Source organism: Pseudomonas sp. H1_A03, from assembly GCF_054685145.1.
In genome coordinates this window covers 2,072,425-2,090,140 of record NZ_CP162829.1, presented here as the reverse complement: position 1 = coordinate 2,090,140, position 17,716 = coordinate 2,072,425, and the positions used below count along the sequence as shown (strand labels likewise).

Here is a 17,716-nt window from a genome sequence, read left to right as displayed (position 1 = left end):
TCAAAATGAACGGAGTTCAGCGCGTGTTTTCGATTTCCCGCCGTCAATTGTCAGTGGTTGCCGCAGCCCTCGCCCTGGCAGCCTGCCACACGCCTGTCACCGAACAGCCGCCGGCACCGGAGCTGGGTTCGGGCTATCGCACCGGCCTCACGACCCAACACGCCGAGCGTCATATGGCCGCTGCCGCCAACCCCCTGGCGGCCGAGGCCGGACGCGACATGTTGCGCCTGGGCGGTTCGGCGATTGATGCAGCGATTGCGATGCAAGCGGTGTTGACCCTGGTGGAGCCGCAATCATCGGGCATCGGCGGGGGTGCATTTATCATGCTGTGGGACGGCAAAAACGTGCAGGCGTATGACGGCCGTGAAACCGCACCGGCCGGGGCAACCGAGCGGTTGTTCCTGAAGGCAGACGGCAAGCCGATGACCTTTCCCGAGGCGCAGATCGGTGGGCGCTCGGTCGGTACGCCTGGCGTCTTGCGTGCACTCGAAATGGCACACAAAAAGACCGGCCACCTGCCGTGGGCCAAGCTGTTCGAACCGGCGATCAGGCTGTCGGAACAGGGCTTCGCGATTTCTCCGCGCCTGCACAGTTTGATCGCGGCCGATCGCTACATCGCGCAATCGCCAGACATGGCGGCGTACTTCCTGAACGCCGATGGCACGCCGAAAGCCATCGGCACCGTGTTGAAAAACCCGGCACTGGCAGACGTGTTCAAGCGCATCGCCAAGGAAGGGCCGGATGCGCTGTACCACGGGCCGATTGCCGATGAGATCGCCCGCACAGTGCAGGGCAATCGTAATGCGGGCAGCCTGTCCCTGGCAGACCTGAAGGGCTACACCGCCAAGGAACGCACGCCACTGTGCACTGACTACAAACAATGGAAGGTGTGTGGGATGCCGCCGCCGTCATCGGGTGGGATCGCCATCGCGCAAATCCTCGGCACCTTGCAGGCGCTGGAAGCCCACGACCCAGGGCTGGCCATCGCAGCGATGCAACCGGTGAAAAGCCCATCGCACGACGGCCTTGAGCCGACACCCGAAGCCGTGCACCTGCTGGCCGAAGCCGGTCGCCTGGCCTTTGCTGATCGCGCGTTATACGTTGCCGACGCCGACTTTGTCCCGGTGCCGGTGGCAGGCCTTGTCGCACCGGACTACCTGGCCAGGCGCGCCACCTTGATCGGCGAGCGCAGCATGGGCATCGCCAAGCCGGGCTTGCCTGCGGGCATTCAGGTGGCTTACGCACCCGATCGCTCGCCGCTGCGCATCTCTACCTCGCAAGTGGTGGCAGTGGATGACCAGGGCGGCGCCGTGTCGATGACCACCACGGTGGAAGCGGCGTTTGGCTCGCATGTCATGGTCCAGGGCTTCTTGCTTAACAACCAGCTGACCGACTTTTCGTTTATTCCCGAAGAAAATGGCCAGCCTGTTGCGAACCGTGTCGAGCCCGGCAAACGCCCGCGTTCGGCCATGGCGCCGACGCTGGTGTTCGACCGCAAAAGCGGCGAGTTACTGGCCACGGTCGGCTCGCCCGGCGGATCGCAGATCATCGAATACGTGAGCAAGTCCCTGGTCGCGATGCTTGACTGGAAGCTCGACCCGCAAACCGCCATCAGCCTGCCCAACTTTGGCAGCCGCAACGGTGCGACCGAGCTGGAAGCCGGTATGTTCAGCCCCGCATTGAAACAGGCGCTCAAGGAGAAGGGCCATGCAGTGAGCGAGATCGATATGACCAGCGGCATCCAGGCCATCGTTCGCACGCGGGATGCCCAGGGCAAGGTGTCACTGAACGGCGGCGCCGACCCACGGCGCGAAGGCCAGGCGGTCGGCGACTGAACATTTCAATCAACGGAGAAAGCGCCCGTGCAGCAGGCAGATAATCTCGACACCATCCCGGGTGTAGCCCACGGTTTTTGTTCGATCAATGATCCGCTGCGCCCGGCAGAGGTGTTCATCTGCAAGCAGGTGCACAGTGCGTCGGTGATTGAATGGCAAGCCGAGCAGGTGACCAACACCGTGGAGGCGGATGGCGTGTACACGGGTGAGCATCAGCCAATCGCCGTGATCACTGCCGATTGCTTGCCCCTTCTGATTGCCTCGGAAAATGGCGAGAAGGTGGCGGCCGTGCATGGTGGCTGGAAGGGGCTGCAAGGCGGAATTATCGCCAATGCCGTGAAACGTTTTGCCGATGAAGGGATTAACGTCGACCAATTGCGAGTCGCGATCGGACCGGCGATCAAACCTTGCTGTTATGAGGTGAGCGAGGCGTTTGTCGCCCAACTTCAGGCTGACCAGGGGCACTTGTGGCACAGCGCTCAGGCGCCTTGGAGCACCGTGCAGCCTGCACCGCTGTTGCCACCACAGATCGCGCCGCCGCAAGCCAGGCAAGCGGGAAGCGCGTGGTTTGATTTGAGTGGGTATGGAGGAATGTTGCTGCAAGCGGCAGGCGTTCGACCAGAGCAGATCGAGGTGAGTGAGGTATGTACTTACTGCACCTCACCCACGTTTGCGAGCTATCGCCGCAGGACACATCACCCGGAGGAGGCGAAGACGTTGATCTATTCGTGGATTGCTCCCTCGCCGCAAACCGCTGGCCTCACCGACTGATCTTCAGCCCCTTACGCCCCGCATGCCGCTCCAGCGCCAGCTCAATCAACCGGCTCACCAGCTCGCTGTAACTCATCCCCGCCGCCTGCCACAACTTGGGGTACATGCTGATGCGGGTGAAGCCGGGCAGTGAATTGATTTCGTTGATCAACACTTCGCCGGCATCGGTGAGGAACACGTCGACCCGCGCCAGGCCGGAACAGCCCAGCACCTCAAACGCCTCAATGGCCAGCCCGCGAATGCGCTCGCTGGCTTCGTGGCTGATATCGGCCGGTACCACCACTTTGGCAGCCTGGTCGTCGATGTATTTGCTGTCATAGGAATAGAAACCGTTGCTCACCACGATTTCGCCACAACCACTGGCAATAGGATGTTCGTTGCCCAGCACGGCGCATTCGATTTCACGGCCTTGGACGGCGGATTCAACCAGCACTTTTTCATCAAAGCCCAGGGCCAATTCGACGCCAGCCTGGTATTCGGCCTCGTCGCCGACCTTGCTCACACCCACCGAGGAGCCTTGATTGGCGGGCTTGACGAACATCGGCAAGCCGAGCTTGCTCACCGCCGTCTCAAAGGACGTACGCGACGCATTGCTCCGTGTCAGGGTGATGAACGGCGTAACGGCAATCCCGGCATCGCGCAGCAGGCGCTTGCTGATGTCCTTGTCCATGCACACCGCCGAACCGAGTACATCCGAGCCGACGAAAGGCAGGTCAGCCATGCGCAACAGGCCTTGCAGGCAACCGTCTTCGCCGAGGCTGCCGTGGACAATAGGGAAGATCACATCGACATGTTCCAGCAGGCCGGTGCCAGAGGTCTCCACCAGTTGCTGGCTGGCCTTGCCGGGCACTACAGCCAGTTCGCGGTTGGACTGGTTCAGGGCAATCAGGGCCGGGTTTTCCTGGTTGAGCAAGAAGTTCGACGTATCGTTGAGGTGCCAGTGGCCGGCCTTGTCGATGCCGATCAGCACCGGCTCGAAACGTGAGCGATCCAGCGCATCGACGATATTGCGCGCCGATTGCAATGAGACTTCGTGCTCGGCCGAACGGCCACCAAAAATAATACCTACCCGCACCTTGCTCATGACCCTGCCTCACTGTTGAAAGTAAGGCTTCTTACCACGTGCGGTCAGCGATTCGCTACCAGATGCGCGCCAAACAACAGGTAGCAGCCGCCGGCAAAGCGGTCGAGCCACTTACGCGAGCGGCTGTACACGTTAGCCATACGCTCGCTGGAAAACACCAAGGCCACGCAGGAATACCAACTGAACGACAAGGTCGCCATGGTGATCACCGCCAGCGTCAACAGCATCGGCGATGGCGAAGGCGGCATGGTCGAGGCGAAGATGGTCGCCACAAACAGTGCGGCCTTCGGGTTGGACAGATTACCCAGCAACCCCAGGCGCCATGCAGAGAACAGCGAACGACGCGCCTCAGCCGGCAGCACGTTCTGGCTCATGCTCGGTGCCGAGCGCTTGAAGAGTTTCAAGCCAAGGTAAATCAGATAGCAGCCGCCGATGATCTTGAACGCCATGTACAGCATCGGCGCGGCGGTAAACAGCGACTTGATGCCCAGGCCTCCCGCCAACCCCCACATGATGGTGCCCGTCGCCACACCGGCGGACGCCACCACACCATGGCGGCGCGAACAACTGGCGGCCAATTGCGCGGTGTTGAAGAAGTTAGGCCCCGGCGTCACCACCGCGACAGTCCAGAGCAACGCCAGCGACAACAACGGAGCAGCGTACGGCAGGTGGGTGAGCAGCATCGAATGATCCTTCTTCGCGGTGTGGACAAGCCCCTACGGGTCGGCAGCCGGCTCTGCCATATGTACAAGCAAATCACCGGGCTGGCAATCCAGATAGGCGCAGATGGCATCCAGCTTGCACAATCGTTCAAGACCCGACAGACAAGCCGCCGCAGACTGGGTTAACGTGTTTCCACCTCTTTTTTGTGACCACTCACCATGGGCAATCCCTCCGTCACCCTCGATTGGCTACACCGCGCCCCGCACGCCAGTGGCCTGGACCGTATCGAGGCGTACTTCGCCGGCTTTGCCTTTGACCCGCATCGCCACGACACCTACGCCATCGGGCGTACGTTGACTGGCGTGCAAAGCTTTCACTATCGCGGCGCCATGATCCACAGCCTGCCTGGCACGACCATGGTGCTTCACCCCGATGAGACCCATGACGGTCACGCCGGCAGTGACGAAGGTTTCAAATACCGGATGATTTACATCGAGCCATCGCTGATCCAGCAGATTCTCGGTGGCAAGCCGCTGCCCTTTATCCCCAGTGGTTTATCCACAGACCCAAGGCTGTTCCGCGCCAGCGAAGTGCTGCTGCAAAACCTGGATAACCCCATCGACCCGTTGCAGGAGCAGGACGCCCTGTTCGATTTGGCCCATGCGCTGAACAACCTCTCGGGCGGTATCGTCAGCCGCAAGACCTTCGATTACCTCGCCGCCGAGCGCGCCCGGGAGTTTATCCACAGCGCCTTGGGCCGCAGCATCACCCTGGATGAAATGGCCGAACACGCCGGCCGGGACCGCTGGGCGCTATCGCGGGATTTTCGCCTGTTGTTCGGCACCAGCCCCTACCGCTACCTGACCATGCGTCGGCTGGACCTGGTGCGCAGCCTGTTGACCCAGGGCCAGTCGCTGGTAGACGCGGCGTTGACCGCGGGGTTCACCGACCAGAGCCACATGACTCGGCAATTTCGCAGCACCTACGGCATGCCACCGTCGCGTTGGGTGAAGATGCTCGGGCGCTGAAACCCCGATTTGAAATGCAACCCGCTCCCACATTTTGATTTATGTTGCGTCCAAAAACGTGATCGCCCCAGGGCTGCTTTCTCTCAAGCGCAGCGCCAACACCGCCCCCGCCAGCGCAATCGCCGCACTCCACCACAACGCCAGCTCAATCCCTCCCGCACTCGCCACCGACACCAATACCGCCAACCCCAGCGCCCCGCCGATCTGCTGGCTGGTGGACGCCATCCCCGCTGCCACGCCCTGCTCACCCGGCCGGATACCCAGACCCGCCGCTACCCACATCGCGGTCCAAGTCATGCCCTGGCCGATGCTCAAGATGAAAATCCCTGGCAGCAGCGACCAGAACCCCACACCGGTCGGCAACGCCCAGCACACCAGCGCGATTCCGACCGCGCCGGCTAGCTGCCCAATGACCAACGTATTACGCAACCCAATCCTGGCCAACGAGCGCTCCGCCAGCCAGATGCCGAACGTGCACACCAACGTCGCCGGCAAAAATGCCAACCCCGCCTGCAACACGCTGTAGCCGTAGACTTGCTGGTAATACAACGCCAGAAAGTAGTACTGCACACCAAAACTGCTCATGAACACCGCCGTCAGCACCATCGCCATGCGCAGCTCACGGTAGGCCAACAAACGCAGCGGCATCAGCGGGTCGCGGCCGCGATGTTCGATCCAGGTGAACAGCCCGAGCAGGGCCACCGCCAACGCCAGGCAACCGAGGGTGGACGTTGCTGCCCAACCCCACTCCGGACCTTGTACCAACGAGAACACCAGCAAAGTACCGCCGACGGTCACGGTCAACGCGCCGCTGATATCAAAGTTGCGCCCCCGCGCACGCTCACCATCGGCGGGTATCCAGTAACGCGCCGCCCAGGCGCAGCCACCGGCCAAAGGCACATTCACCAAGAACACTGCTTCCCAGCCCCACACCTGGGTCAGTACACCACCGAGCAACGCGCCCAGCGCCAGGCCCGCCGCCGACGCCGCACTCCACACGGCGAACGCACGGTTGCGTGCTGGCCCTTCGGCGTAGTGGGTATTGATCAGCGCCAAGGTGGCCGGGAACAACATCGCGCCACCCACGCCCTGCACCGCTCGCGCCAGCACCAGCAATACCGCGCTGCCGCCGAGCACGGCCGCCAGGGAAGCCAATGCGTAGAGTGACTGCCCCACCCGGTACAAGCGGCGCTTGCCGAGCAAGTCCGTGGCCCTGCCGCCCAGCAGCAGGAAACCGCCAAACGCCACGCTGTAGGCGCTCACCACCCATTGCAATTGCTGGGCGGAGAAATCCAGGTGCGTGCCGATCTGCGGCAACGCGACAAACACAATGGTGGCATCCAGCGCGATGATCAGTTGCGCCGTGGCCAGCAACGTCAGCATCCAGCCTGAGGGTCGAGAGGAAGGCATCACAGCGTCCTGTCCGGAATGAGAGGTCGTCAGTGTCTTTCATGCCGGATAGATGATAAATAGCGCTATCACTCTTTCAGTAATGACTTTAATCATGGATCTGAACGCCGTTCGCTTGCTGGTCCGCGTGGCCGAAACCCGCAGTTTCACGCGCGCGGCCAGCGACCTGGGTCTGACTCAATCCGGCTTGTCCCGCGCCATTTCGCGCCTGGAAAACGAACTGGGCGTGCGCCTGCTGCAACGCAACACGCGCAGCGTCAGCCTCACCCCCGACGGGCAGATGTTGTACGAGCGCAGCGCGCCGTTACTGGCGGAATTGGCTGAAGCCGAGAAGCTGATGCTCGACCGGCGCAGCAGCCCTTCGGGCCTGTTAAAGATCAGTACGCCGTCGTTGTTCGGGCGCAAAGTGGTGATGCCGGTCATCGGCGAATTGACCTTGCGTTACCCCGAGTTGCGTATCGAAGCGGTGATGACTGACCGTCTGGTGGACATCATCGACGAAGGCTTCGATGCGTTGCTGCGTACCGGCGAGATCCAGGACCAACGCCTGATCGCCCGCGCCCTGCCGCCATTACGCTGGGTCACGGTCGCCGCCCCCGCCTACCTAGCGCGCTTTGGCACTCCGCAAAGCGTTGATGATCTCAAGGACCACCACTGCCTCACCGTGCGCAATTTGCGCAGCGGGCGCATGGTGGATTGGCAATTCATGATCGAGGGCAAGGTGCGGGACGTGAGCGTCGAAGGACGGCTGATCTTTGATATCGGCGATGCCTTGGTCGACGGTGCCGTGGGCGGTTTCGGCATCGCCCAGGTGATGGATTTTGCCGTGCGCGACGACCTCGCAGCCGGGCGCCTGGTGCGTATCTTGGAAGACGTTGCCGGACGCAGTCGGGCGATCTCGCTGGTCTATCCGCCGTCGCGGCAATATTCACCGAAGCTGATGGCGTTTGCCGAAGCGCTGGCAAACGCACGCTGGTAAGGCTTAGAGCTGGCGCCCATCAATCGGCTGGCCGATGGTGAGGAAATGCCCGCCCGCCACATGGTGCAACGTGCGCAGTTCATCATGCCCTTCGAAGTGCCACCGGCCGTCGCTGAACACGCGGTCGTCGGCATAGGCCGCGACGACTTCACCCAGGAAAAGATCGTAAGTCTGCTGATTGTGAGGCTCGGGCAGCAGGCGGCATTCCAGCCACGCCACGCAGCCTTCCAGCAGCGGCGCTTCGGTGTGTTCACCCTTGAACGCTTGCACACCGTAAGCAGCAAACTTGTCAGTCTCGGAGCCGGTGGTGTTGCCGACCGTCTGCACGAGATCCGCCTGCGCCGCGCAAGGCACCTGAAGCACAAAGGTGCCGGCGCCTTCCAGCAGTTGGCGGGTCCATGTTGCCTTGTCCAACACCACGGCGACTTTCGGCGGCTCAAAATCCAGCGGCATCGCCCAAGCGGCGGCCATGATATTGCGCTGGCCGTTGTGTGCGGCGCTCACCAACACGGTCGGGCCGTGGTTGAGCAAACGGTAGGCCTTGGACAGCGGAACGGGGCGACAGTGGGTAGGGCTCATGGAAGGTCGACTCTTCATGCAAGAAAGCACCTACGATACCTGAAGCCCTACGCTCAACTCGACAGTGGGTTGGCGAACGGCTCCACTGCGCTGACCACTTCCTGCGCGCCGTCCTGGCGTTTCCACGATCACCGTGCCTGCCTCGGCCGCCAGGGCCAGGCCGTGCTCGACTTGCAGGCGGCCACCGGTCATCAGGGTGACCGCATCGCGAGCCTTGTCCTGGTTCTGACGCAAGGCGCGCATCAGCTTCCCGTTAAATTCAACGCACCAAAGCGGCTCATGAATGCTACGCGGCAGTTCTATCAGGTATGCTTTTCAAGCAGAAACAAAAAGAAACAATTTAGCCAGCCTGCTCGATAAGGAGTCCCGTTTTGGAGTTATCGACCGCCGCGTGGATGGTTCACGACACCCGTCTTATGCTCTGCGTACTGCTGGCCATCGCCAGCATCATCGTGCTGATCAGCGCGACCAAACTGCCGCCATTTCTGTCGATCCTGATCGGCACCTTTATCGCCGGCGTCGGCGCTGGCCTGCCGCCGGAAGAAGTGGCCAAGGCATTCAGCAAAGGCGCTGGGGCGATCCTGGGTGAAGCCGGGATCATCATTGCCCTGGGCTCGATGCTTGGCGCATTGATGGCGGAATCCGGTGCGGCCGACCGCATCGCCACTACCCTGCTCGGGCTGGGCAAGGGCAAGTCATTGCCTTGGGTGATGGCGCTGGTGGCCATGGTGATCGGCCTACCACTGTTCTTCGAAGTGGGCCTGGTGATGATGGTGCCGATCATCTTTGTGATGGCTAAGCGTTCGAACCAGCCCCTGCTGAAAATCGCCATTCCCGCCTTGGCCGGCATGACCACCCTGCACGCCCTGATGCCACCGCATCCGGGACCACTGATTGCGGTGGGCGCGCTGCACGCCGACCTGGGCCTGACCATGTTGCTGGGCTTCTGCCTGGCGGTGCCGGCAGTGATTCTTGCTGGCCCGATCTATGGCAACTGGCTGTCCAAGCGCCTGCACGTGGATGAGCCGGCCGACATCGGGGCACTGTTCAGCGCACCGCCCAAGGCGCCGCGGCAGCCGAGCTTTGGTGTGTCGTTGCTGATCATTCTGTTGCCGGTGATCCTGATGCTGGGCAGCACCTTGGCCAAGGTCGCCCTGCCGGCCGAAAGCACCGTCGGCCTGACCTTGAAGTTCCTCGGTGAACCGCTGATCGCCCTCGGCCTGGCCGTGATCGCCGCCGTGATCTGCCTGGGCTGGGCCGCCGGCATGCCGCGTGCGGAAGTCGGCAATACCCTGCGCAAAGCCCTCGCGCCCATCGCCGTGTTGCTGCTGACCATCGGCGCCGGCGGTGGCCTCAAGCAAACCCTGCTGGACGCTGGCGTAAGCCAGACCATCAGCAAGGTCGCCGAAGGTGCGCACATGCCGTACCTGTTGCTGGCTTGGTTGATCGCCGTGGCGTTGCGCCAAGCCACTGGCTCGGCGACTGTCGCCACCACCACGACTGCGGGCATTCTCGCGCCGATGATGGCGGGGTTGGCAGCGACGCAAAGCTCGTTGGTGGCGCTGGCGATTGGTGCGGGCTCGGTGTTCTTCTGCCACGTCAACGACGCAGGGTTCTGGATGGTGCGTGAGTATTTTGGCTTGCAGTTGAAGCAGACGATTTGGGTGTGGTCGGTGTTGCAGACGATTGTGTCCGTCGTCGGCCTGGTGGGTACGTTGCTGTTCTGGCACTTCTTGACCTGATAACTAGGCGGCCAAGGTGTGGCGCCTGCCAAACAGCGCCACACTCAACACCCCCACCGCGCCCATCACCACGCAATACCCCACGCAAATCCACGGGCTGGTCGGCATCAATGCAATCAGCAATAACGGCGTGGTACTCGCCCACAGCGCATACGCAATGTTGTAGGTAAAGGAAATCCCCGACACCCGCACCGGCGCCGGGAACAACCCGACCATCACCGATGGCACCGCGCCCACCACTCCGCAACTCAAGCCCGCCACGGCATAGGCCGCACCTAACCAGATGCCGCCGTTGATCAGGCTCGCGTACAGAACCGCAATCCCCGCTGGCAGCAACAGGCTGTAGACCAGCACGGCACGCCAGGCGCCGATGCGGTCTACGAGCAAGCCCGCCAATACGCAGCCAATGTTGAGGAAGACGATGCCCAAGGCACTCAAGGCGAAGGTGTGGCTGGGGCTCATGCCGAAGGTTTTTTGCATCATGGTTGGGGTGATGACCACGAGGACGACCACGGCTGACGTCAGGACGCAGGTGAGGATCATCGCCGGCAGCAACACGGCGCGGTGGTCGCGCAATACAGTGCGCAGCGGCATCTCGGCGGCGGCTAGGCGGCGAGCCTGCATTTCGAGGAACACTGGGGTTTCGCTGAGCCAGCGACGCAGCCATACGCCGATCACACCGAATACGCCGCCGAGCAGGAACGGGAAGCGCCAGGCGTAATCGAGGATTTCAGCCGGGGTGAAGACTTGTGCCAGCAATGTGGCAGTGAGTGCGCCAAGCAGGTAGCCGAAGGTCAGGCCGGCTTGCAGGAAACCCAGGGCGTAGCCACGATGATGGGGCGGCGCGTGTTCGGCAACGAAGGTCCAGGCGCTAGGGACTTCACCGCCCACCGCTGCGCCTTGCAGCACGCGCAGCGCCAGCAGGATCAAGGGTGCGAAATAGCCGATTTGCGCGTAGGTCGGCATGATCCCGATCAGCAGGCAGGGCAAGGCCATCATCAGGATGCTCAGGCTGAACACGCGCTTGCGTCCCAGGTGATCGGCGAAATGGGCCATCAGGATGCCGCCCAACGGGCGCGCAAGGTAACCCGTGACGAAGATGCCGAAGCTTTGCAGCAGGCGCAGCCACTCGGGCATTTCCGGGGGGAAGAACAGCTGGCTCAAGGTCAGCGCAAAAAAAACGAAGATGATGAAATCGTAGATTTCCAGGGCACCGCCCAGGGCGGCCAGGCCCAGGGTTTTGTAGTCGGAGCGGGAAAAACGCTGCGCCTGTGAGGAAAAGGTGGCAGTCATGTGAAGGCTCGGCAGACAAACAAAATGGCGTGCAGGTTATGAGCTGAGTCCAATGATGGCAATCGCGACAGATATATTTGTTTTCCTCATGGATCGATGAAGATAACTGCATTCCCATATCAATGACCGTAGCGGAACATGCCGGAAAACTGCCGCCCCCCCTAATAAATACAAGAGGAATGCCCCGTGGCCGATGCTATCGAAGAAAGCCGCTATGCCCGATTTGCCCTGCGCTGTTCCAACTTCGCCGAACGCTGGTTTCCAGACTCCTGGGTGTTTGCCGCCCTCGCCGTGATCATTGTCGCCGTGGCGGCCCTGGGCATGGGCGCCGCGCCGACCGATGCTGCCAAAGCCTTTGGTGATGGGTTCTGGAGCCTGATCCCCTTTACGATGCAGATGGCCTTTGTAGTGATCGGTGGTTATGTGGTGGCCAGCTCGCCGCCTGCGGTAAAACTGATCGACCGCCTGGCGCGTATCCCCAAGAACGGTCGCTCGGCCGTGGCCTGGGTGGCGTTGATCTCGATGGTCGCCTCATTGTTGAACTGGGGCTTGTCCCTGGTGTTTGGTGGGTTGCTGGTGCGGGCGTTGGCGCGTCGTACCGATTTGCGCATGGATTATCGCGCGGCCGGTGCTGCGGCTTACTTGGGGCTCGGTGCCGTGTGGGCGTTGGGGCTGTCGTCGTCGGCCGCGCAGTTGCAGGCCAACCCGGCGAGCCTGCCGCCGTCGATTTTGTCGATCACTGGGGTGATCCCGTTCACCGACACGATTTTCCTGTGGCAATCCGGCGTGCTGTTGCTGGCGCTGATCGTGGTGTCGCTGATCATCGCCTATGCCACCGCGCCCGGCCCGAACAGCGCGCGCGATGCCAAGGCCTGCGGCGTCGACCCGGCGTTCAATCTGCCGAAGCTACAAGCACCGACCCGACCGGGCGAATGGCTGGAACACAGCCCGTTGCTGACTATCCTGTTGGCGTTGCTGGCTGCCGGCTGGCTGTTCCATGAGTTCTCGACCAAGCCGGCGATCAGCGCCATCTCGGGGCTGAACACCTATAACTTCCTGTTCATCATGGTTGGCGCCCTGCTGCACTGGCGCCCGCGCAGCTTCCTCGATGCAGTGGCCCGTGCGGTGCCGACCACCACCGGTGTACTGATCCAGTTCCCGCTGTACGGCTCGATCGCGGCACTGATGACCGTGGTCAAAGGCGGCGACGGCCAGACGCTGGCACACCATATCTCGACCTTCTTCACCTCCATCGCCTCCCATGACACCTACGCGCTGCTGATGGGCGTGTACTCGGCGGTGCTGGGCTTCTTTATCCCGTCAGGCGGTGGCAAGTGGATCATCGAAGCGCCCTATGTGATGCAAGTGGCCAATGACCTGCAGTACCACTTGGGCTGGGCGGTGCAGATTTATAACGCCGCTGAAGCGTTGCCGAACCTGATCAACCCGTTCTACATGCTGCCGCTGCTGGGGGTATTGGGGTTGAAGGCGCGGGATTTGATCGGCTTTTCGTTCGTGCAGTTGCTGGTGCACACGCCGCTGGTGTTGTTCCTGTTGTGGGCGTTGGGGACGACGTTGAAATATTTGCCTCCGGTGATGCCTTAACGACAGTGGTCAGCTTGTCGATTGAGGCCTGTTTCTGATGAATCGCGTGGGGTTGTCCCACCCCACGCGATGGCAATACCTGACTCCTCCCGCCAACCTCTTTGATTAACCTGACTCGGATTCCCACTCACAAAACACCAAGGAAAATCCGATGACGCCCCTATCCAAATCGTTGGAAGAGTTGATCACTGATATTTATAAGGACGACAACGTTTCGGTCACGGAGTACCGCGCTTTGCGTGACGATGCCGACCGTCGTATGGCGACCGTTATCAAGGAGTTTGGCCTGCATAACAACGTCACAGCCTTCCAGAAATCGATCGACGTGGCGATGCAGCTATTGCAGACCACTGTTATCGATTCGAAAAAAGCCAAGCTGACTGACACGGGCGAGGCCATCGTCAAGGATGCGCTGACGGCGCAGGTAGAGTACTTGCGAGCCGGCAGCCAGTTGGCATTGCGCCTGTTGTGAGCCTCTGACTCCATAATTGTCTTCGTTCCGTCATATTGCATTGCTACCGTCCTGGCGAAATATCTTGCAACAACTCGCCAGGGATTCCCCGCTATGAGTGACGATCACGAAGACCACCCTTCCGCCGATTCCGTAGCCCAGCCGCCGGTAGACACCAGCCGCCGGCGCTTCCTGGGGGGTGCGGCGGTGTTGGGGGTTGGCGCCACCTTGAGTGCCTGCGGCAACACCAGCGAAGCGCCAGGCAAACCTGTGACGCGGCCGCTCACGCCGCAGGAGCTCGACAAAGCGCTGCGTGATCAGGTGAAAACCGTGGTGGTCATCTACGCAGAGAATCGCAGCTTCAACAATTTGTTTGCCGATTTCCCCGGGGTGGAGAAACCGCTGTCGGCACTTTCTGCCGCCGACACCCAGCAACGCGACCGCGACGGCAGCGTACTGAGCACGCTGCCCCCGGTTTGGGGTGGCGTATTGCAAGTGGGCCCGCAGACTGTAGATGGGGTGACCTACCCCAGCGAAGTGCAATTCCAGGAAAACCTGCCTAACGCGCCATTTGCCCTCAAGGGCCCCAACGCTGAAGACTTGCCCTTGAGCCTGGTCACCCGCGACTTGTGGCATGTGTTTTATCAAAACCAGATGCAGATCAACGGCGGCAAGAACGATAACTTCGTCGCCTGGGCGGACTCCGGCGGCTTGGTGATGGGCCACTACGCCCAGACCCGTTATTCGCTACGCCTGTGGGACGTGGCCAAGGCGTTTGTGCTCTGCGATAACTTTTTCCAGGGGGCTTTCGGTGGCTCGTTCCTCAACCACCAGTACCTGGTCAGCGCCACCGCGCCGTTTTACCCGAATGCGGCTCAATCGGTAGCCAAGGCGCAGATCGCCACGCTGCAAAGTGAAGACCCCACCGACCCGCGCCTCAAGCCGCTGGACAAGTCCCCGGCCAGCGCCATGACTGGCCCCCCGCAGTTCGGCCCCAGCGCCCTCACCCCGGATGGCTACGGCGTGAACACCCTGGCCCCGCCCTACTGGCCGACCTGGATTCGGGACCCGGAAAATCCGGATTACGCCAAGCCCGACCTGCCCAACGTGCTAGTGCCGCAAACCCACGAACACATCGGCGACAAGCTGTCGAAAAAGAACGTCGACTGGGCGTGGTACGCCGGCGCGTGGCAAGCGACGTTGGACCAGTTCAAGGATTCGGGCGGGATTCCGAAGATTCCGAACTTCCAGTATCACCACCAACCGTTCAACTACTTCAAAAAACAAGGCCCCGAGAACCGCGCCGAACGTGACAAACGCCTGCGCGACGGTGGTTTGGGTGATGAGTCGAGCACCAACAGGTTCTTCGCCGACGCCCAAGCCGGCAAGCTACCCGCCGTGACCTTCTACAAGCCTCAGGGCAACCTGAACATGCATGCGGGCTATGCCGACGTGGCCTCGGGCGACCGCCACATCGTCCGCGCCTTGAAAGTCCTGCAAGACAGCCCGCAGTGGAAAAATATGGTGGTGGTGGTGACCGTCGACGAAAACGGCGGCTGGTGGGACCACGTGGCTCCGCCCAAGGGCGACCGCTGGGGCCCTGGCACGCGGGTGCCGGCGCTCGTGGTGTCACCGTTCGCGCGCAAAGGCACGGTGGACCATACGGTGTACGACACGGCATCGATCCTGCGGTTGATCACCCGAGTGTTCCAGCTGGAGACCTTGGACGGCCTGAAGCAACGTGATGACGCGATGATCGCCCGCGGCCAAAAGCCGATGGGCGACTTGAGTAACGCTTTGCAATTCAGCCTGTAGGTTTCGTATCCAATAACGACACACCGGTTGATTTAGCACGCGGTTTTCCTGGTCAGACGCTACTGTGTGGAGGTGGGCTTTCGCTGACAAGGAAACAACCATGTTTAAACCGACCAGGCTGTCCTTCACCCTGGCCGCACTGATGGCGAGTGCGGTCGTACAGGCCGACATCGAGGTACCGCTGGGGAGCACGCAGCGTGTGACCCAACTGTTCGCCTACCCCAATAACTGCAATGTGATCTGTTTTCGGCCATGGACGCTGGAGCAGACCGCCGAGCATTATCTGAGCCAGAGCCTGCAACGGGATGGGTACAGCCGCGCTAAAGTCAGCGTCAAGACCCATGACGGGCAGGTAGCAGCGACGTTCAGTGGCGTCCCTGACAGTTATGGCCAACCCCTGACCACCCTGCTCAATACCGCCGACCTGGCCTATCAAGGCGCCAGCAAACTCAACAGTGACGGCAAGTGGGCCTACAACTGGTACCTGTTCCTGCCGCTGGGCATGGCCCTGGAAAATCGCAAAAGCATCGAGCTGCTGCACTTCCCGCCGGATTACTCGCTGACTCAGGCCCAGGATTACCTGGAATCGGCCACCACTGACCGTTGGGCAGCCCTGCTCGTCGACAATGGCATCCCGGCCACTGAAACACCGGCTTACCAGACCATCATCGACATCGCGCCCATCGCCGCGCCTTCCAACGCCGGCAAGGACCTGGAAGCCGTCTACAGCTACTTCACTGATTACCAGATGCGCATGGTCCAGGAACTGAGCCTGCCCGCCAAAGGGGCATTGCCGATGGTGGCGTTTGGCGCGCCCGTGCGCAGCTGGATCAAGCAGCAATACGGGCAGACCGTGGGTGTATTGGGCCTGGCGCAGATCAGCCCGGGGGCCGGCCAGACCGTGCCGGTGCTGGGCGCCAACCATCCGAGTTACATCTGGTATGCCGCAAGCCCGGACACCTACGAGGGCAACGAACAGAAAGCCGACGAGGCCGGCTTGAAGGTGATGGGCCAGGACTTGAGCGCCGCCTGCTGGCAGGCCGGAATGGGGCAGAAACCGGCGAGTGACCCGAATGTGATGCTTAAAGCGTGCATGAACACCTGGCAGGTCACGCGCAAGGAGCAGACGTGTGAGTTGTTCTACAGCTCGGTGCGCAACCTGCCCTCGGAGCAGGCAAACGCAAAATGCGCCACGCCCGCCATCAAGGCACAGTTGAAGCAGCTGAAGAACGCCGCCCCATCCCCCGCTATTGCAACCCCGGCGCTATAAGCTGCACAAAAACCAACCGATTTCTACTGTCAACAATGACAGTAGAAATCGGCGCCCTGTTCAGCGAGTCTTGAACCGCGTCCATCCGCTGCAAGACTGGTAGTCAGACACCACCTGCAGGTCGATGCAGCCTACCCGAGGAGAGTGATGAAAACTCTGACCATGGATAAGGCTAAAACCGTCGAGAGCGAATGCCTTTACCCCTTCAAGTCACACCTTGAGAAGGGCTACCCCTCTACCGCGCAGTTCGAGGTGGTGCAGGTGGCTAATGGCCTGAGCGCAGGGATCAAGGCGCTTGTCGACTTCAATAGCCGCGTGTGCATCGCCAAGATCTCCGGCTACGCGGTGGGCGAGCAACGCCCCTGTACCGTGCAATTGTCGCCGCGCGTCCACCTGTACGACTGCTGGTTCAGCGGGCTGTTTTCACCCTCCAGCGATCCGAACGTATGTGTCGACAAGCACTACCTGGAGGTCTGGTCCTTGCGTGAAATCCGTGCCGGTGAGCTGCTGACCATCGATCATGCCGAGACTAGACTTCACCCAACGGACGCAGACGATATTGCGGCGGCAGTTGCTCAAAGCCACTGATGGTCGTGTTCAAACTCTTCCAGCGACCATCCTTGATGCCGTAGATGCAACCATGGATCGACAGACTCTGCCCACGGTGCCAAGCGTTTTGCACAATGCTGGTGTGACCAACGTTGGCCACTTGCTGGATCACATTCAGCTCGCACATACGGTCCACACGTTCTTCTTCGGTCGGCAACTCGGCCAACACCTCACGGTTTTCGTAGTAGAGGTCGCGAATGGTGCGCAGCCAGCCGTCGATCAGGCCGAACTGCCGGTCCTGCATCGAAGCGCGCACGCCGCCGCAGCCATAGTGGCCGGTGACGAGGATGTGTTTGACCTTGAGCACGTCCACGGCGTACTGGATCACCGACAGGCAATTGAGGTCGGTGTGCAGCACCACATTGGCCACGTTGCGGTGCACAAACAGATCACCGGGCAGCATGCCGACGATCTCGTTGGCCGGTACGCGTGCATCGGAGCAGCCGATCCACAGGTATTCCGGGGTTTGCTGACGGGCGAGCTTGGCGAAGAATTCGGGATCTTCCTGTTTGATCGCGTCCGCCCAGCGTTCATTGTTATCAAGCAGGTCTTGTAGTTCGTTCATCAGGGAAAGCCTCAGGA

At 61.4% G+C, this 17,716-nt stretch carries 17 protein-coding genes and 1 pseudogene; 10 read left to right on the top strand and 8 right to left on the bottom strand.

Features of this window, described 5'->3' with window-relative positions; all coding sequences use genetic code 11:
* Positions 1-5: 5 nt before the first annotated feature.
* Entirely contained in the window at positions 6-1,835 is a 1,830-nt protein-coding gene (ggt, locus tag AB4O35_RS09515) for a gamma-glutamyltransferase (RefSeq protein WP_065875216.1), read from the top strand.
* 27 nt (positions 1,836-1,862) lie between these two features.
* On the top strand, positions 1,863-2,606 hold the full coding sequence (pgeF, locus tag AB4O35_RS09510; protein ID WP_065879674.1) for a peptidoglycan editing factor PgeF: 744 nt from the start codon (positions 1,863-1,865) through the stop codon (positions 2,604-2,606).
* Here pgeF and ddlA read toward each other — a convergent pair.
* From ddlA to AB4O35_RS09495, 3 genes are read right to left on the bottom strand one after another with little or no spacing between them, the layout of a single operon-like run.
* The gene (ddlA, locus tag AB4O35_RS09505; RefSeq protein ID WP_065890578.1) at positions 2,596-3,690 is read right to left on the bottom strand and encodes a D-alanine--D-alanine ligase; all 1,095 of its coding nucleotides are present in this window, start codon (positions 3,688-3,690) and stop codon (positions 2,596-2,598) included. The two genes, pgeF and ddlA, sit on opposite strands and share 11 nt — an antisense overlap.
* 44 nt (positions 3,691-3,734) lie before the next feature.
* Positions 3,735-4,373 carry a LysE family transporter gene (locus AB4O35_RS09500; RefSeq protein WP_065875219.1) on the bottom strand — a complete coding sequence of 213 codons (639 nt, stop codon included), beginning with the start codon at positions 4,371-4,373 and terminating at the stop codon, positions 3,735-3,737.
* Positions 4,374-4,406: 33 nt separating this feature from the next.
* Entirely contained in the window at positions 4,407-4,496 is a 90-nt protein-coding gene (locus AB4O35_RS09495) for a helix-turn-helix domain-containing protein (protein WP_225930676.1), read from the bottom strand.
* Between the two features lie 75 nt (positions 4,497-4,571).
* Here AB4O35_RS09495 and AB4O35_RS09490 point away from each other — a divergent pair, with 75 nt between their 5' ends.
* Positions 4,572-5,381 (top strand): AraC family transcriptional regulator, encoded by an 810-nt coding sequence (locus AB4O35_RS09490; RefSeq protein WP_065890579.1) that lies wholly within the window; start codon positions 4,572-4,574, stop codon positions 5,379-5,381.
* Positions 5,382-5,420: 39 nt separating this feature from the next.
* Here the strand turns inward: AB4O35_RS09490 and AB4O35_RS09485 are convergent, their stop codons facing one another.
* Positions 5,421-6,764, bottom strand: a complete 1,344-nt coding sequence (locus AB4O35_RS09485) for an MFS transporter (RefSeq protein ID WP_083207173.1) — start codon at positions 6,762-6,764, stop codon at positions 5,421-5,423.
* A gap of 121 nt (positions 6,765-6,885) precedes the next feature.
* Between AB4O35_RS09485 and AB4O35_RS09480 the strand changes: the two genes are divergently transcribed.
* A complete protein-coding gene (locus tag AB4O35_RS09480) occupies positions 6,886-7,770 on the top strand; it encodes a LysR family transcriptional regulator (protein WP_065875222.1) in 885 nt (294 codons plus the stop codon).
* 3 nt (positions 7,771-7,773) lie between these two features.
* Here AB4O35_RS09480 and AB4O35_RS09475 read toward each other — a convergent pair whose 3' ends face one another.
* A complete protein-coding gene (locus AB4O35_RS09475) occupies positions 7,774-8,349 on the bottom strand; it encodes a flavin reductase family protein (RefSeq protein ID WP_065875223.1) in 576 nt (191 codons plus the stop codon).
* Positions 8,350-8,402: 53 nt separating this feature from the next.
* Positions 8,403-8,583: pseudogene (locus AB4O35_RS09470) on the bottom strand (chemotaxis protein); the annotation flags it as partial.
* 137 nt (positions 8,584-8,720) lie between these two features.
* On the opposite strand from AB4O35_RS09470, the gene AB4O35_RS09465 reads away from it, so the two are divergent.
* A complete protein-coding gene (locus AB4O35_RS09465) occupies positions 8,721-10,091 on the top strand; it encodes a GntT/GntP/DsdX family permease (protein ID WP_065875225.1) in 1,371 nt (456 codons plus the stop codon).
* A gap of 3 nt (positions 10,092-10,094) precedes the next feature.
* Here the strand turns inward: AB4O35_RS09465 and AB4O35_RS09460 are convergent, their stop codons facing one another.
* The gene (locus AB4O35_RS09460; protein WP_065879678.1) at positions 10,095-11,384 is read right to left on the bottom strand and encodes an MFS transporter; all 1,290 of its coding nucleotides are present in this window, start codon (positions 11,382-11,384) and stop codon (positions 10,095-10,097) included.
* A 186-nt stretch (positions 11,385-11,570) separates the two neighbouring features.
* On the opposite strand from AB4O35_RS09460, the gene AB4O35_RS09455 reads away from it, so the two are divergent.
* The 5 genes from AB4O35_RS09455 (at position 11,571) to AB4O35_RS09435 (ending at position 17,113) form a co-directional block, all read left to right on the top strand.
* Positions 11,571-12,989 carry a short-chain fatty acid transporter gene (locus tag AB4O35_RS09455; RefSeq protein ID WP_065879679.1) on the top strand — a complete coding sequence of 473 codons (1,419 nt, stop codon included), beginning with the start codon at positions 11,571-11,573 and terminating at the stop codon, positions 12,987-12,989.
* Between the two features lie 151 nt (positions 12,990-13,140).
* On the top strand, positions 13,141-13,461 hold the full coding sequence (locus AB4O35_RS09450) for a hypothetical protein (protein WP_065875228.1): 321 nt from the start codon (positions 13,141-13,143) through the stop codon (positions 13,459-13,461).
* Between the two features lie 93 nt (positions 13,462-13,554).
* On the top strand, positions 13,555-15,255 hold the full coding sequence (gene acpA / locus AB4O35_RS09445; protein ID WP_065946199.1) for an acid phosphatase: 1,701 nt from the start codon (positions 13,555-13,557) through the stop codon (positions 15,253-15,255).
* Positions 15,256-15,355: 100 nt separating this feature from the next.
* On the top strand, positions 15,356-16,525 hold the full coding sequence (locus AB4O35_RS09440) for a hypothetical protein (RefSeq protein WP_065875230.1): 1,170 nt from the start codon (positions 15,356-15,358) through the stop codon (positions 16,523-16,525).
* Between the two features lie 147 nt (positions 16,526-16,672).
* On the top strand, positions 16,673-17,113 hold the full coding sequence (locus AB4O35_RS09435) for a hypothetical protein (protein ID WP_065875231.1): 441 nt from the start codon (positions 16,673-16,675) through the stop codon (positions 17,111-17,113).
* Here the strand turns inward: AB4O35_RS09435 and can are convergent.
* Positions 17,055-17,699, bottom strand: coding sequence for a carbonate dehydratase (gene can / locus AB4O35_RS09430; RefSeq protein WP_065879680.1), 645 nt, complete (start codon positions 17,697-17,699; stop codon positions 17,055-17,057). The genes AB4O35_RS09435 and can overlap by 59 nt on opposite strands.
* Positions 17,700-17,716: the final 17 nt, after the last annotated feature.

Bases quoted from the DNA above. Each gene is read 5' to 3' on its own strand.
- acpA (WP_065946199.1), top strand. From the start codon at position 13,555: ATGAGTGACGATCACGAAGACCACCCTTCCGCCGATTCCGTAGCCCAG.
- AB4O35_RS09435 (WP_065875231.1), top strand. From the start codon at position 16,673: ATGAAAACTCTGACCATGGATAAGGCTAAAACCGTCGAGAGCGAATGC.
- AB4O35_RS09450 (WP_065875228.1), top strand. From the start codon at position 13,141: ATGACGCCCCTATCCAAATCGTTGGAAGAGTTGATCACTGATATTTAT.
- ggt (WP_065875216.1), top strand. From the start codon at position 6: ATGAACGGAGTTCAGCGCGTGTTTTCGATTTCCCGCCGTCAATTGTCA.
- can (WP_065879680.1), bottom strand. From the start codon at position 17,699: ATGAACGAACTACAAGACCTGCTTGATAACAATGAACGCTGGGCGGAC.
- AB4O35_RS09490 (WP_065890579.1), top strand. From the start codon at position 4,572: ATGGGCAATCCCTCCGTCACCCTCGATTGGCTACACCGCGCCCCGCAC.
- AB4O35_RS09480 (WP_065875222.1), top strand. From the start codon at position 6,886: ATGGATCTGAACGCCGTTCGCTTGCTGGTCCGCGTGGCCGAAACCCGC.
- AB4O35_RS09485 (WP_083207173.1), bottom strand. From the start codon at position 6,764: ATGCTGACGTTGCTGGCCACGGCGCAACTGATCATCGCGCTGGATGCC.
- AB4O35_RS09500 (WP_065875219.1), bottom strand. From the start codon at position 4,373: ATGCTGCTCACCCACCTGCCGTACGCTGCTCCGTTGTTGTCGCTGGCG.
- AB4O35_RS09460 (WP_065879678.1), bottom strand. From the start codon at position 11,384: ATGACTGCCACCTTTTCCTCACAGGCGCAGCGTTTTTCCCGCTCCGAC.
- ddlA (WP_065890578.1), bottom strand. From the start codon at position 3,690: ATGAGCAAGGTGCGGGTAGGTATTATTTTTGGTGGCCGTTCGGCCGAG.
- AB4O35_RS09475 (WP_065875223.1), bottom strand. From the start codon at position 8,349: ATGAGCCCTACCCACTGTCGCCCCGTTCCGCTGTCCAAGGCCTACCGT.
- AB4O35_RS09440 (WP_065875230.1), top strand. From the start codon at position 15,356: ATGTTTAAACCGACCAGGCTGTCCTTCACCCTGGCCGCACTGATGGCG.